Genomic DNA, 12,634 nt, shown 5'->3' with positions numbered 1-12,634 from the left:
GCGCCCTTCGGCGTACGTACGGGAGTACGGGGAGGTGAATCGTTACGGCAGCGCCAGCATCCGTTCGAGCGCCAGCTTCGCGAAGCTCTCCGTCTCCTTGTCGACCTCGATCCGGTTGATCAGCTTGCCCTCGGCCAGGGACTCCAGGGCCCACACCAGGTGCGGCAGGTCGATGCGGTTCATGGTCGAGCAGAAGCAGACCGTCTTGTCGAGGAAGACGATCTCCTTGCCCTGGTCGGCGTACCGGTTCGCCAGGCGCCGGACGAGGTTCAGCTCCGTGCCGATCGCCCACTTCGAGCCGGCCGGGGCCGCCTCCAGGGTGTTGATGATGTACTCGGTCGAGCCCACATAGTCGGCGGCGGCGACGACCTCGTGCCGGCACTCGGGGTGGACGAGCACGTTCACCCCGGGGATGCGGGCCCGCACGTCCTCGACCGACTCCAGCGAGAACCGGCCGTGCACCGAGCAGTGGCCTCGCCACAGGATCATCTTGGCGGCGCGCAGCTGCTCGACGGTCAGCCCGCCGTTCGGCTTGTGCGGGTTGTACAGGACGCAGTCGTCCAGGGACATGCCCATGTCGCGGACGGCGGTGTTGCGGCCCAGGTGCTGGTCCGGCAGGAAGAGCACCTTCTCGCCCTGCTCGAAGGCCCAGTTCAGGGCCCGCTCGGCGTTGGACGAGGTGCAGATCGTGCCCCCGTGCTTGCCGGTGAAGGCCTTGATGTCGGCCGAGGAGTTCATGTACGAGACGGGCACGACCTGCTCGGCGATCCCGGCCTCGGTCAGCACGTCCCAGCACTCGGCGACCTGCTCCGCGGTGGCCATGTCGGCCATCGAACAGCCGGCCGCGAGGTCGGGCAGGACGACCTTCTGGTCGTCGCCGGTGAGGATGTCGGCCGACTCCGCCATGAAGTGCACGCCGCAGAAGACGATGTACTCCGCCTCCGGCTTGGCGGCCGCGTCGCGCGCGAGCTTGAAGGAGTCGCCGGTGACGTCGGCGAACTGGATGACCTCGTCGCGCTGGTAGTGGTGGCCGAGCACGAAGACCTTGTCCCCGAGCTTCTCCTTGGCCGCGCGGGCGCGTTCCACGAGGTCGGGGTCGGAGGGCGACGGCAGATCGCCGGGGCACTCCACGCCGCGCTCGCTCTTCGGATCCGCCTCGCGGCCGAGCAGGAGGAGGGCGAGCGGCGTCGGCTGGACGTCGAGCTCATGACGGGTTTGGGCCGTGGTCACGTCACGCACCCTTTCTTCGGGGAACCTTTTCGTCTAAATGACGCTATCTATCATAACCCCTTCACGTCACGTTGACGATGTCCATAGTGTCGATGTGACGAATTCGCCTTCCACGTATCTGGACAGGGTGTGCGAGCATGAAAGGAGGAAGAACCCACTCGGCCCGGAATGAATCCGGGGCACCGTCGGTTTCCACCGTCGGCAAGCAGTCTCCGTACACACCGGGAGAGAAGCAGATGTCCGTATCGGACGAGAAGACCACTGTCAGCGACGGCATCCTCCTGTCCGACGCCGCCGCGGCCAAGGTCAAGGCCCTCCTCGACCAGGAAGGCCGCGAAGACCTGGCCCTGCGCGTCGCCGTTCAGCCCGGCGGCTGCTCCGGCCTGCGTTACCAGCTCTTCTTCGACGAGCGCTCGCTCGACGGCGACGTCGTGAAGGACTTCGACGGCGTCAAGGTCGTCACCGACCGCATGAGCGCCCCGTACCTCGGCGGTGCCTCGATCGACTTCGTCGACACCATCGAGAAGCAGGGCTTCACCATCGACAACCCGAACGCCACGGGCTCCTGCGCCTGCGGTGACTCGTTCAGCTAAGTCGTACGCGTGAGTGAGGGCGGGCCCCGGAAGGAATTCCGGGGCCCGCCCTCACGCGTGTGCGGGGGACGTCAGCGGCGCGGCACCGTCTCGCCGCTCGCCGCGTCCACCACCGGCCGCGAGCCGAGCGGGGCGTCCAGGGTCACCGTCTTCACGATCTCCACCGCCATGGCGACGCACATCCGGCCCGGTTCGGACGGGGTCTCCTCGATCCGGAGGGCGACCCGCTCCGGGGTCTGCTCGGCCGTCACCCCGTACGTGCTGCACACCCCGCCCCAGAAGGCGACCGTCAGCTTCCGGCCGTCGTCCGCGGTCTTGTACGACTGGACCTGCCGGGCTGGCGCCGTGCCCTCGTCGGGCGCCGGCGGGGTCTTCACCGGCGGCGCCGGATAGCGGTCCTCGACCGCCGTGCGCACCACCGTGTACGGCGCCGCGTCGGCCGGGTCCGCCGTGAACAGCCACGCCGGTACGAGCAGCCGCTCGCCGTCCACGTCCTGCGCGGCGAGCCCGAAGACCGCGCCCGTCACCGGCACCTCGACCGGCGGGCCCTGGTCGGCGGACGACTGACAGGGCGGAACCGGCTCAACCGTGGGCTTCCCGGCGCTCGGGACCTCCTCGGCCGTCCCGGGCCTCCCGGCGCTCGGGACCTCCGCCGTCCCCGGCTTCCCGGCCCCCGGGGCCTCGTCCGTCCCCGGCTTCCCGGCCCCCGGGGCCTCCGGCAGCCCGGCGTTCGGCTCCTCCCCGTTCGGGACGGGCGTGGCGCAGCCGCCGATGCCGATCGGGCCCGTGCCCTTCGCGTCCTCGTTCAGCTCCTGGAGGGCCTTCGCCGCCCCCACCACGGGGTACGCGGCGCCCTCGGCCGGCACCTTGAGCATCCCGCTCCCGCCGGACACCCGGCCGTCCGGCTCGACGTGCAGCCCCGTCGACCAGCCGTAGGTCGGGAGACCGCCCACCACCGGCTCGGCGTTGACCACCCGTACGGACCCGTTCATCACCTGTCCGGCGGTCACCTTCGCGCCGTCCTGGCCGATCGCCTTCAGGACCGGGGCCGCCGCGGCCTTCGCCGCCGCCTCGCTCACCGGCGAGCCGCCGCGCGAGGGCTTCGTCTCCCCCGGCGGCGGGCACGCCTTGCCCTTGAGACAGGTGTCGCCGACCGGACCGCCGTCGTACCAGGAGTACGTCCAGTTCCCCGGCGCCTTCCGCGCCACGTCGAGGCGCGGCCCCGAGCCGTCCTTCTCCGGCGCGATCGACCAGACGTCGCCCGCCAGGACCGGGCGCCCGGAGACCCCGAGCGCATCGGCCAGCCTGGTCACCTCCGCCGAGGTGACCAGGCCCTCGGGCCGGTGGACCGCGGCCGAGGAGGGCCCTTGGGGGAGTGGGCCCTTGGCTTTGTAGACGGTCCCGCGCGGACCGCCGCCGGGGTCGGGCTCGCCGGGCGCGATCCCCGGGCCCCCGTCCGTACCGCCGTCGCCGGCCCCCAGGCGCAGCGGCGGCGGGGGCGCGGCCGCGTCGGCGGACCGGCTCGCGCCGTCCGTACCGCCGTCGCCGGACGCCGCGGTGGCGAGGTAGACCCCGCCGCCCCCGGCGAGCAGCACGCCCGCCGCCACCGAGGCGGTGAGCAGCGTCCGCCGCCTCCGACCGTTCTCCGTACCGCTCACGGCTCAGCTCCTTCGTCCCTCGGTCATCTCCGTGGAAGACACCGGTGGGACGGAGCGGGAGCCCGGACGGTTCCGTCAGCCGCCGTACTCGACGGTGGCGTCGATCAGCCGGGCCGAGGCGGCCGGCACGACGACCCCGTTGATCAGGGCGGGGGAGACCGGGGCGGACTCCGGCTCCACCGGCGCCACCCAGTGCGGGGCCATGCGGGCGCCGTCGCCGCGCAGCTGCGCCAGGCTCAACTCGGACTCGTGTCGCTCTCGAGGAGCGGAGTAGAGACTCATGGGCGCACCGTACGCACCGCCGGCCCGCGCAGAAAAGGCCTACTCTGGGGTAGTTTCCACTGTTCGGCAGGGCGGGCCCCAGCGGGTAGCGTGAACTGTCATTACCGCCTTCCCGCAGGAGCGCCCGCCGTGCGTATCGCAGTCACCGGCTCCATCGCCACCGACCACCTCATGACCTTCCCCGGAAGGTTCGCCGACCAGCTCGTGGCCGACCAGCTCCACACGGTGTCCCTCTCCTTCCTCGTGGACAACCTGGACGTGCGCCGGGGCGGCGTCGCCGCCAACATCTGCTTCGGCATGGGGCAGCTGGGCAGCAGCCCGGTCCTGGTCGGTGCCGCCGGCTTCGACTTCGACGAGTACCGGGCCTGGCTCGACCGGCACGGCGTCGACACCGAATCGGTCCGCATCTCCGAGGTCCTGCACACCGCCCGCTTCGTCTGCACCACCGACCGGGACCACAACCAGATCGGCTCCTTCTACACGGGCGCGATGAGCGAGGCCCGGCTGATCGAGCTCAAGGCCGTCGCCGACCGCGTGGGCGGCCTCGACCTGGTCCTGATCGGTGCCGACGACCCCGAGGCGATGCTCCGCCACACCGAGGAGTGCCGCACCCGCTCCCTCCCCTTCGCCGCGGACTTCTCGCAGCAGATCGCGCGCATGGACGGCGAGGAGATCCGCACCCTCCTCGACGGCGCCACCTACCTCTTCTCCAACGAGTACGAGAAGGGCCTCATCGAGTCGAAGACCGGCTGGACCGAGGCGGAGATCCTCTCCCGCGTCGGCCACCGCGTCACCACGCTCGGCTCGCGCGGCGTGCGCATCGAGCGGGTCGGCGAGGACCCGATCGAGGTCGGCTGCCCCGAGGAGACGGCCAAGGTCGACCCGACCGGCGTCGGCGACGCCTTCCGGGCCGGCTTCCTCACCGGTCTCATCTGGGGCGTCGGCCACGAGCGCGCCGCCCAGGTGGGCTGCATGCTGGCCACCCTCGTCATCGAGACCCTGGGCACCCAGGAGTACACCCTGGGCCGCGCCAACTTCATGGAGCGCTTCACCAAGGCGTACGGCGACGAGGCTGCCGCCGAGGTCCACGCGCACCTCGTCTGACAACCGCCCCCGCCGGGCCCGGGACCTCCCGGGCCCGAGCGGGCCGCCGCGCCGGACGCATCCCGGCCCGCGCGGTCAGGCCGTGCGCCGCACCAGGTACGCGACGCCGCCCCGCGCGGACGGCTCCTCGCCCAGGTACTCCTGGCCCCGCATCTCGCACCACGCCGGGATGTCCAGGCGCGCCGCCTCGTCGTCCGCGAGGACCCGCACCGTGCCGCCCACCGGGACGTCACCGATCACCTTGGCCAGCTCGATCACCGGGATCGGGCAGCGCCGCCCCAGCGCGTCCACGACCAGCGCGTCCCCGGCCGGGACGTCCTCGGCCACCGCGCCGGAAGCGGCCACCGCGCCGGAACCGGCCACCGCGCCGGAACCGGTCGCCGAGGCCGCCGCGCCCGGGACGCCGAGCCGCTCCCGCACCCCCGCCACCACCCCCGGCAGCACGTCGAGGAAGCGGTCCACGTCCTCCGCCGACGTGCCGGCCGGCAGGGAGATCCGGACGTTCCCCTCGCTCAGCACCCCCATCGCGCGCAGCACATGGCTGGGCGTCAGTGTCGAACTCGTACACGACGAACCGGACGAAACGGAGAAACCCTCCCGGTCCAGCTCGTGCAGCAGCGTCTCCCCGTCGACATAGAGACAGGAGAAGGTGACGAGGTGGGGGAGCCGGCGCACCGGGTCGCCCACCACCTCCACGTCCGGCACCAGCTCCGGCACCCGCGCCCGGATCCGGTCCACCAGCTCCCGGAGCCGCGCCCCCTCGGCCTCCGCCTCCGCCCGGACCGCCCGCAGCGAGGCCGCCGCCGCCACGATCGCCGGCAGGTTCTCGAAGCCCGGCGCCCGGCCCGACTCCCGCTCGTCCGACGGCCCTTGCGGGGCGAACCGCACCCCCTTCCGCACGGCGAGCAGCCCCACCCCCGCCGGACCGCCCCACTTGTGCGCGCTGGCCGCGAGCAGCGACCAGCCGCCCTCCACCGGGCCCCAGCCGAGCGACTGGGCCGCGTCCACCAGCAGCGGCACGCCCACCCCCCGGCAGGCCTCGGCCACCTCGGCCACCGGCTGCGCGGTCCCCACCTCGTGGTTGGCCGACTGGAGGCAGGCCAGGGCCGTGCCCTCCCCGAGGGCCGCCGCGAAGGTCCCGGCGTCCACCGCCCCCGACCGGTCCACCGGCACCTCGGCCACCGTCCCGCCCGCCGCCGCGTGGACCTCGGTCGCGTGCAGGACGGAGGAGTGCTCGACCGCCGACACCACGAGCCGGTTCCCGGCGCGCCGCCGTCCCGCGAGCGCGCCGGAGACCCCCGCGTGAACCGCGCGCGTACCCGAAGGAGTGAACACGAGCTCGTCGGCGCGGCAGCCCACCGCCTCCGCCGCGGCCTCCCGCGCCGCGTCGAGCAGCAGCCGGGCCCGCCGCCCCTCCCGGTACAGCCGGGCCGGATCGGCCCAGCCCTCGTCGAGGGAGGCGAGCAGCGCCTGGCGGGCGACGGGGTGCAGCGGGGCGGCGGACGCGGCGTCGAAGTACGGCATCCGTCCACGGTAGAACGTGCGCGGGTCCGGCCCCCGGCACACCCCTCCGCAGGCCCGCCGCCCCGGCTCCCGGGCGTCCCCCACCACAGACCCCCGCCCCGGCTCCCGGGCGCACCCCACCGCGCAGGACCTCCCCCCGTCCCCGGCGCACCGCCTCCGCCCCGGCGCGTCGCCCGGCCCCGCCCGGTGAGCCCTCGTCAGAACAGCCGCCCGGCCCGTCCCCGAACCCCCGGACGGGTGCGCCGGACCCCCCTCCGGAACCCCCGGCTCCACCCCTTCGGGGAGTCGGACGGCGCGTTGGGCACCCTCCCCGCGCGACCCCAAATAGCGTCCAGTAGGGTTTGGTCCGCATAAACATCCAAACCCCTGCCCGCGGCCGGGGCGGCGACCGACCAGCGAGACGGACGGCCGTGGCCGACCAACGCGGGCCGAGACTCTCGGGAAGGCGCTACGTGAGTCCCAACGGCTCCGACCTCCCCCGCAGCCAAGGCGCGGGCGGTACCCCCACGTCTCGGCGCCCGATGCGGCGGAAGCTGCCGCAGGTGCTGACTGCGGGCCTGATCCTGGCGACAGCCACCGGCTGCTCGTACAACTGGGAAGACTTCCCCCGCCTCGGCATGCCCACCCCCGTCACGGAGGAGGCTCCCCGGATCCTCTCCCTCTGGCAGGGCTCGTGGGCGGCCGCCCTCGTCACCGGTGTGCTGGTGTGGGGCCTGATCCTGTGGTCCGTCGTCTTCCACCGGCGCACCCGGACCAAGGTCGAGGTACCTCCGCAGACCCGTTACAACATGCCCATCGAGGCGCTGTACACGGTCACGCCCCTCATCATCGTCTCGGTGCTCTTCTACTTCACCGCGCGCGACGAGTCGAAGCTCCTGGAGCTCTCCGACAAGCCCGCCCACACCGTCAACGTGGTCGGCTACCAGTGGAGCTGGGGCTTCAACTACGTCGAGGACGTGCCCGGTGTGAAGGGCGACGCCAAGACGGACAAGAACCTCGCCTCGATTCCGGACAAGTTCATCGACGACTTCCCGGCGAACGCCGGCGGAGTCTACGACGCCGGCATCCCCGGCGACCGGAACCCGCAGACCGGCAACCCGGGCCCGACCCTGTGGCTGCCCCTGGGCGAGAAGGTCCGGTTCGTCCTGACCTCGCGTGACGTCATCCACTCCTTCTGGGTGGTCCCCTTCCTCATGAAGCAGGACGTCATCCCGGGTCACACCAACTCCTTCGAGGTCACCCCGACGCGTGAGGGCACCTTCCTCGGCAAGTGCGCCGAGCTGTGCGGTGTCGACCACTCCCGGATGCTCTTCAACGTCAAGGTGGTCTCCCCGGAGCGCTACCAGCAGCACCTGAAGGAGCTGGCCGAGAAGGGGCAGACCGGCTACATCCCGTCCGGCATCGAGCAGACGGACCCGGCCAGGAATGCGGAGAAGAACCAACTGTGAGCATCCCCAACGAAACCCAGGGTGCCGCCGCAGCTGAGGGCTCGTACGAGAACGAGCTGCCCGTACGGCGCAAGCAGCCCGGCAATGTCGTGGTGAAGTGGCTGACCACCACCGACCACAAGACGATCGGGACGATGTACCTGGTCACGTCGTTCGTCTTCTTCTGCATCGGCGGACTCATGGCGCTCTTCATGCGCGCCGAGCTGGCCCGTCCGGGTACGCAGATCATGTCGAACGAGCAGTTCAACCAGGCGTTCACGATGCACGGCACGATCATGCTGCTGATGTTCGCGACGCCGCTGTTCGCCGGATTCGCGAACTGGATCATGCCGCTGCAGATCGGCGCGCCCGACGTGGCGTTCCCGCGGCTGAACATGTTCGCCTACTGGCTCTACCTCTTCGGCTCGATCATCGCGGTGGCAGGCTTCCTCACCCCGCAGGGTGCGGCCGACTTCGGCTGGTTCGCCTACTCCCCGCTGTCGGACGCCGTCCGCTCGCCGGGCGTCGGCGCCGACATGTGGATCATGGGTCTGGCCTTCTCCGGCTTCGGCACGATCCTCGGTTCGGTCAACTTCATCACCACGATCATCTGCATGCGCGCTCCGGGCATGACGATGTTCCGCATGCCGATCTTCACCTGGAACGTGCTGCTGACCGGTGTCCTGGTCCTGCTCGCCTTCCCGGTCCTGGCGGCCGCGCTGTTCGCCCTGGAGGCGGACCGCAAGTTCGGTGCCCACGTCTTCGACGCGGCCAACGGCGGTGCCCTGCTCTGGCAACACCTCTTCTGGTTCTTCGGACACCCAGAGGTGTACATCATCGCCCTGCCGTTCTTCGGCATCGTCTCCGAGATCATCCCGGTCTTCAGCCGCAAGCCGATGTTCGGCTACATCGGCCTGGTGGCCGCGACGATCGCGATCGCCGGTCTGTCCGTGACCGTGTGGGCTCACCACATGTACGTCACAGGCGGCGTGCTCCTCCCGTTCTTCTCCTTCATGACGTTCCTCATCGCCGTACCGACCGGCGTGAAGTTCTTCAACTGGATCGGAACGATGTGGAAGGGCTCGTTGTCCTTCGAGACACCGATGCTCTGGACGATCGGCTTCCTGATCACCTTCACCTTCGGTGGTCTGACCGGTGTCATCCTGGCCTCGCCCCCGATGGACTTCCACGTCTCCGACTCGTACTTCGTCGTGGCGCACTTCCACTACGTCGTCTTCGGCACCGTCGTCTTCGCGATGTTCGCCGGCTTCCACTTCTGGTGGCCGAAGTTCACCGGCAAGATGCTGGACGAGCGCCTCGGCAAGATGACGTTCTGGACGCTGTTCATCGGCTTCCACGGCACCTTCCTGGTGCAGCACTGGCTCGGTGCCGAGGGCATGCCGCGCCGTTACGCGGACTACCTGAACGCCGACGGCTTCACCGCCCTAAACACGATCTCGACGATCTCCTCCTTCCTGCTCGGCCTGTCGATCCTGCCGTTCTTCTACAACGTCTGGAAGACCGCCAAGTACGGCAAGAAGATCGAGGTCGACGACCCGTGGGGCTACGGCCGTTCGCTCGAATGGGCGACGTCCTGCCCGCCGCCGCGGCACAACTTCCTCACGCTGCCGCGCATCCGCTCGGAATCCCCGGCGTTCGACCTGCACCACCCTGAGATCGCCGCCCTCGACCAGCTCGAGAACAAGCCGCACGAGGCCGAGGCCCTCACGGGCAGCAAGGAGGCCGGCAAGTGAAGATCCAGGGCAAGATGTTCATCTGGCTGAGCGTCTTCATCCTTGCCATGGCGATCCTGTACGGCGTCTGGTCCAAGGAGCCGGTCGGCACGACGGCGCTCTTCCTGGCCTTCGGCCTGGCCATCATGATCGGCTACTACCTGGCCTTCACGGCCAAGCGTGTCGACGCGATGGCGCAGGACGACAAGGAGGCCGACGTCGCGGACGAGGCCGGTGAGCTGGGCTTCTTCGCCCCGCACAGCTGGCAGCCGCTCTCGCTCGCCATCGGCGGCGCGCTCGCCTTCCTCGCCGTCGCGATGGGCTGGTGGATCCTGTACTTCTCCGCCCCGCTGATCCTCGTCGGCCTGTTCGGCTGGGTCTTCGAGTTCTACCGCGGCGAGAACCAGAACCAGTAGAAGTACCCCGCTCCGCACCGGAGCACACCGAGGGGCCCGGACGCTTCGTCACCGAAGTGTCCGGGCCCCTCTTTTGCCGCACTCGGCGCGCCTCCTCCGAGGGTTGTTCTTACGGTGAGGTCATGAACGACACGCCGCGCATTCGGACTGTTCTGAGCTGCACCCTGTTGGCCGTGACCGTCACCGCGGGCACCACCGCGTGCTCCGGATCGGACGACCACCCGCTGACGGTGAAGGCGTACGACGCGGCGGACCAGCTCGCCGTCAGCGCCCCCGCCGACGGAGCCAAGGCGGACCCCGAGAAGCCCCTGGAGATCACCGCCAAGGGCGACGAGGGCCGGATCACCGACGTCACCGCCGTCGACGCCTCCGGACGCCACCTGGCGGGCGAGCTCACGGCGGACGGGCGGCGCTGGCGTTCCACGGCCACCCTGGCGGCCGGTGCCCGCTACACGGTCCGGGTGGCCACGGAGGACGGGGACGGCGCCCCCGGCGCCCGTACGTTCACGTTCGAGACGTCCCCGGCGAAGCGGGCCCTGACCGCGTCCTTCGGGCCCGAGGCGGGCACGTACGGCGTCGGACAGCCGATCACCGCCGAACTCAGCCTCCCCGTCAAGGACCGGGCCTCCCGCGCGGTCGTCGAACGCGCCCTCAAGGTCCGCTCCACCCCCTCCGTCGAGGGCTCCTGGTACTGGGTGGACGACAAGAAGCTGCACTTCCGCCCGAAGGAGTACTGGCCCGCCGGCGCGACCGTCACGGTCAGCGGCAACCTGGACGGCCTCAAGGTCGGCGACAAGCTCTACGGCGGCGAGTCCAAGCCGCTGAAGCTCACCATCGGCGACCGGCTCGAGGCCATCGCGGACGCCGGGACCCACCACATGACGGTGAAGCGCAACGGGGAAGTGATCAACACCATTCCGGTGACCACCGGCAAGCCCGGCTTCGACACCCGCAACGGCGTCAAGGTGGTGCTCGGCAAGGAGTACTACGTCCGGATGCGGGGCACCACCGTCGGCATCGCGGAGGGCAGCTCCGAGTCGTACGACCTGCCGGTGTACTACGCCACCCGGGTGACCTGGAGCGGCGAGTACGTGCACGCCGCGCCCTGGTCGGTCGGCTCGCAGGGCGTGGCGAACGTCAGCCACGGCTGCGTGGGCATGTCGACCGGGAACGCGGCCTGGTTCTTCGAGACCGTGCGCCCCGGCGACATCGTGAAGACCGTCAACAGCTCCGGGGACACGATGGAGGGGTTCGGCAACGGCTTCGGCGACTGGAACCTGTCCTGGGACAAGTGGCGCGAGGGCAGCGCCCTGGTGGAGACCGCCGGCGAGCCGGTGGTCTCCACCGAGCAGGCCCGCCTGCGGCCCTCGCTCTGACCGGCCCGACCGGCTCAGGCGTCGAGCGAGAGGCGGGAGCGCAGCAGGGACGCCAGGGACGCCGCGAACTCGACCGGTTCCACCGGAAGGGTGACCGCGGCGTCCGCCCGGCTCCAGGTGGCCAGCCAGGCGTCCTGCGGGCGCCCGATGAGCAGCAGCACCGGCGGGCAGCGGAAGACCTCGTCCTTGATCTGCCGGCAGACCCCCATGCCGCCCGCCGGCGCGGCCTCGCCGTCCAGGACGCAGACGTCGATCCCGCCCTCGTCCAGGCGCTTCAGGACCGCCGGCAGTGTGGCGCACTCCACGAACTCGACCGGGGGAACGTCGGCCGCGGGCCTGCGCCCGGCCGCGAGCCGCACCTGCGCGCGCGTGTTCGCGTCGTCGCTGTAGACCAGGACCGTGGCACTCGACTGCATCGTTCCTCCGTGGGGAAGTCCGTGGGAAGGTCGTCGTCCGACGCGCCGGATGCTACTCCGGTCCACTGCCCGTCAACACCCGTTCAACACCTGTTCGAAGGGCGTCCCGGAGGCCCCGCACTGGGCCGTTCGGGCTGGACACACCCCCCTGACACTCCGAACGGCACCCCCCGGAGTGAGGGCGGGATAAGCGACCGACATAATGTCGGTCGTGGCGACAGTAACGACAGTAGAAACAGGGCACGCACACCCGTCGGTCAATCGACCGAACCTCACCAGCGTCGGAACCATCATCTGGTTGAGCTCCGAGCTGATGTTCTTCGCGGCCCTCTTCGCGATGTACTTCACCCTGCGATCGGTGACGGGAGCCGACTTCTGGACGGAAAAGGCAGACGCCTTGAACTTCCCGTTCTCGGCGACCAACACCACGATCCTGGTGCTCTCCTCCCTCACCTGCCAGCTCGGCGTCTTCGCCGCCGAGCGGGGCGACGTGAAGAAGCTCAGGACGTGGTTCATCATCACGTTCGTGATGGGTTCGATCTTCATCGGCGGCCAGGTCTTCGAGTACACCGAGCTGGTGAAGCACGAGGGGCTCTCCCTCTCGTCGGACCCGTACGGCTCCGTGTTCTACCTGACCACCGGCTTCCACGGCCTGCACGTGACGGGCGGACTCATCGCCTTCCTGCTGGTCCTGGGCCGGACGTACGCCGCCAAGAGGTTCACTCACGAGCAGGCAACCGCCGCCATCGTCGTGTCCTACTACTGGCACTTCGTCGATGTCGTCTGGATCGGCCTCTTCGCCACGATCTACATGATCAAGTAATCGGTCCCGCCGACACGGCGGACCGAGACATCCAGCAAGCATCGACGCAGAA

Annotated in this window: 12 protein-coding genes; 7 read left to right on the top strand and 5 right to left on the bottom strand. The window is 70.4% G+C overall.

Annotated features, from left to right (window positions below):
* Positions 1-42: 42 nt before the first annotated feature.
* A complete protein-coding gene (gene nadA / locus AB0398_RS15610) occupies positions 43-1,230 on the bottom strand; it encodes a quinolinate synthase NadA (RefSeq protein WP_366375348.1) in 1,188 nt (395 codons plus the stop codon).
* A gap of 236 nt (positions 1,231-1,466) precedes the next feature.
* Here nadA and AB0398_RS15605 point away from each other — a divergent pair, with 236 nt between their 5' ends.
* Positions 1,467-1,823 carry an iron-sulfur cluster assembly accessory protein gene (locus tag AB0398_RS15605; RefSeq protein ID WP_015033024.1) on the top strand — a complete coding sequence of 119 codons (357 nt, stop codon included), beginning with the start codon at positions 1,467-1,469 and terminating at the stop codon, positions 1,821-1,823.
* Between the two features lie 71 nt (positions 1,824-1,894).
* Here the strand turns inward: AB0398_RS15605 and AB0398_RS15600 are convergent, their stop codons facing one another.
* Together AB0398_RS15600 and AB0398_RS15595 are read right to left on the bottom strand one after the other, a co-directional pair.
* Complete coding sequence (locus tag AB0398_RS15600; protein ID WP_366375346.1) at positions 1,895-3,481, bottom strand: hypothetical protein; 1,587 nt, start codon at positions 3,479-3,481, stop codon at positions 1,895-1,897.
* Positions 3,482-3,556: 75 nt separating this feature from the next.
* Entirely contained in the window at positions 3,557-3,763 is a 207-nt protein-coding gene (locus tag AB0398_RS15595; RefSeq protein WP_366375344.1) for a hypothetical protein, read from the bottom strand.
* A gap of 129 nt (positions 3,764-3,892) precedes the next feature.
* Between AB0398_RS15595 and AB0398_RS15590 the strand changes: the two genes are divergently transcribed.
* Positions 3,893-4,867 (top strand): carbohydrate kinase family protein, encoded by a 975-nt coding sequence (locus AB0398_RS15590; protein ID WP_366375343.1) that lies wholly within the window; start codon positions 3,893-3,895, stop codon positions 4,865-4,867.
* 75 nt (positions 4,868-4,942) lie between these two features.
* On the opposite strand, the gene AB0398_RS15585 is transcribed toward AB0398_RS15590, so the two are convergent.
* The gene (locus tag AB0398_RS15585) at positions 4,943-6,391 is read right to left on the bottom strand and encodes an aminotransferase class V-fold PLP-dependent enzyme (protein ID WP_366375341.1); all 1,449 of its coding nucleotides are present in this window, start codon (positions 6,389-6,391) and stop codon (positions 4,943-4,945) included.
* A gap of 521 nt (positions 6,392-6,912) precedes the next feature.
* Between AB0398_RS15585 and coxB the strand changes: the two genes are divergently transcribed.
* The 4 genes from coxB (at position 6,913) to AB0398_RS15565 (ending at position 11,343) form a co-directional block, all read left to right on the top strand.
* Complete coding sequence (coxB, locus tag AB0398_RS15580) at positions 6,913-7,839, top strand: cytochrome c oxidase subunit II (RefSeq protein ID WP_366375339.1); 927 nt, start codon at positions 6,913-6,915, stop codon at positions 7,837-7,839.
* Positions 7,836-9,572, top strand: coding sequence for a cytochrome c oxidase subunit I (gene ctaD / locus AB0398_RS15575; protein WP_366375338.1), 1,737 nt, complete (start codon positions 7,836-7,838; stop codon positions 9,570-9,572). The genes coxB and ctaD overlap by 4 nt, the downstream gene beginning before the upstream one ends.
* Entirely contained in the window at positions 9,569-9,967 is a 399-nt protein-coding gene (locus tag AB0398_RS15570; RefSeq protein WP_366375336.1) for a cytochrome c oxidase subunit 4, read from the top strand. The genes ctaD and AB0398_RS15570 overlap by 4 nt, the downstream gene beginning before the upstream one ends.
* A 122-nt stretch (positions 9,968-10,089) precedes the next feature.
* The gene (locus AB0398_RS15565) at positions 10,090-11,343 is read left to right on the top strand and encodes an Ig-like domain-containing protein (RefSeq protein WP_366375334.1); all 1,254 of its coding nucleotides are present in this window, start codon (positions 10,090-10,092) and stop codon (positions 11,341-11,343) included.
* Between the two features lie 14 nt (positions 11,344-11,357).
* Here the strand turns inward: AB0398_RS15565 and AB0398_RS15560 are convergent, their stop codons facing one another.
* Positions 11,358-11,759, bottom strand: coding sequence for a hypothetical protein (locus AB0398_RS15560; RefSeq protein ID WP_366375332.1), 402 nt, complete (start codon positions 11,757-11,759; stop codon positions 11,358-11,360).
* Positions 11,760-11,961: 202 nt separating this feature from the next.
* Here AB0398_RS15560 and AB0398_RS15555 point away from each other — a divergent pair, with 202 nt between their 5' ends.
* Complete coding sequence (locus AB0398_RS15555; protein ID WP_366375330.1) at positions 11,962-12,582, top strand: heme-copper oxidase subunit III; 621 nt, start codon at positions 11,962-11,964, stop codon at positions 12,580-12,582.
* The last annotated feature ends 52 nt before the right edge of the window (positions 12,583-12,634 follow it).

This window comes from Streptomyces sp. NPDC086147 (assembly GCF_040702165.1).
Taxonomy (GTDB): domain Bacteria; phylum Actinomycetota; class Actinomycetes; order Streptomycetales; family Streptomycetaceae; genus Streptomyces.
This window is presented reverse-complemented; position numbering and strand designations above follow the sequence as displayed.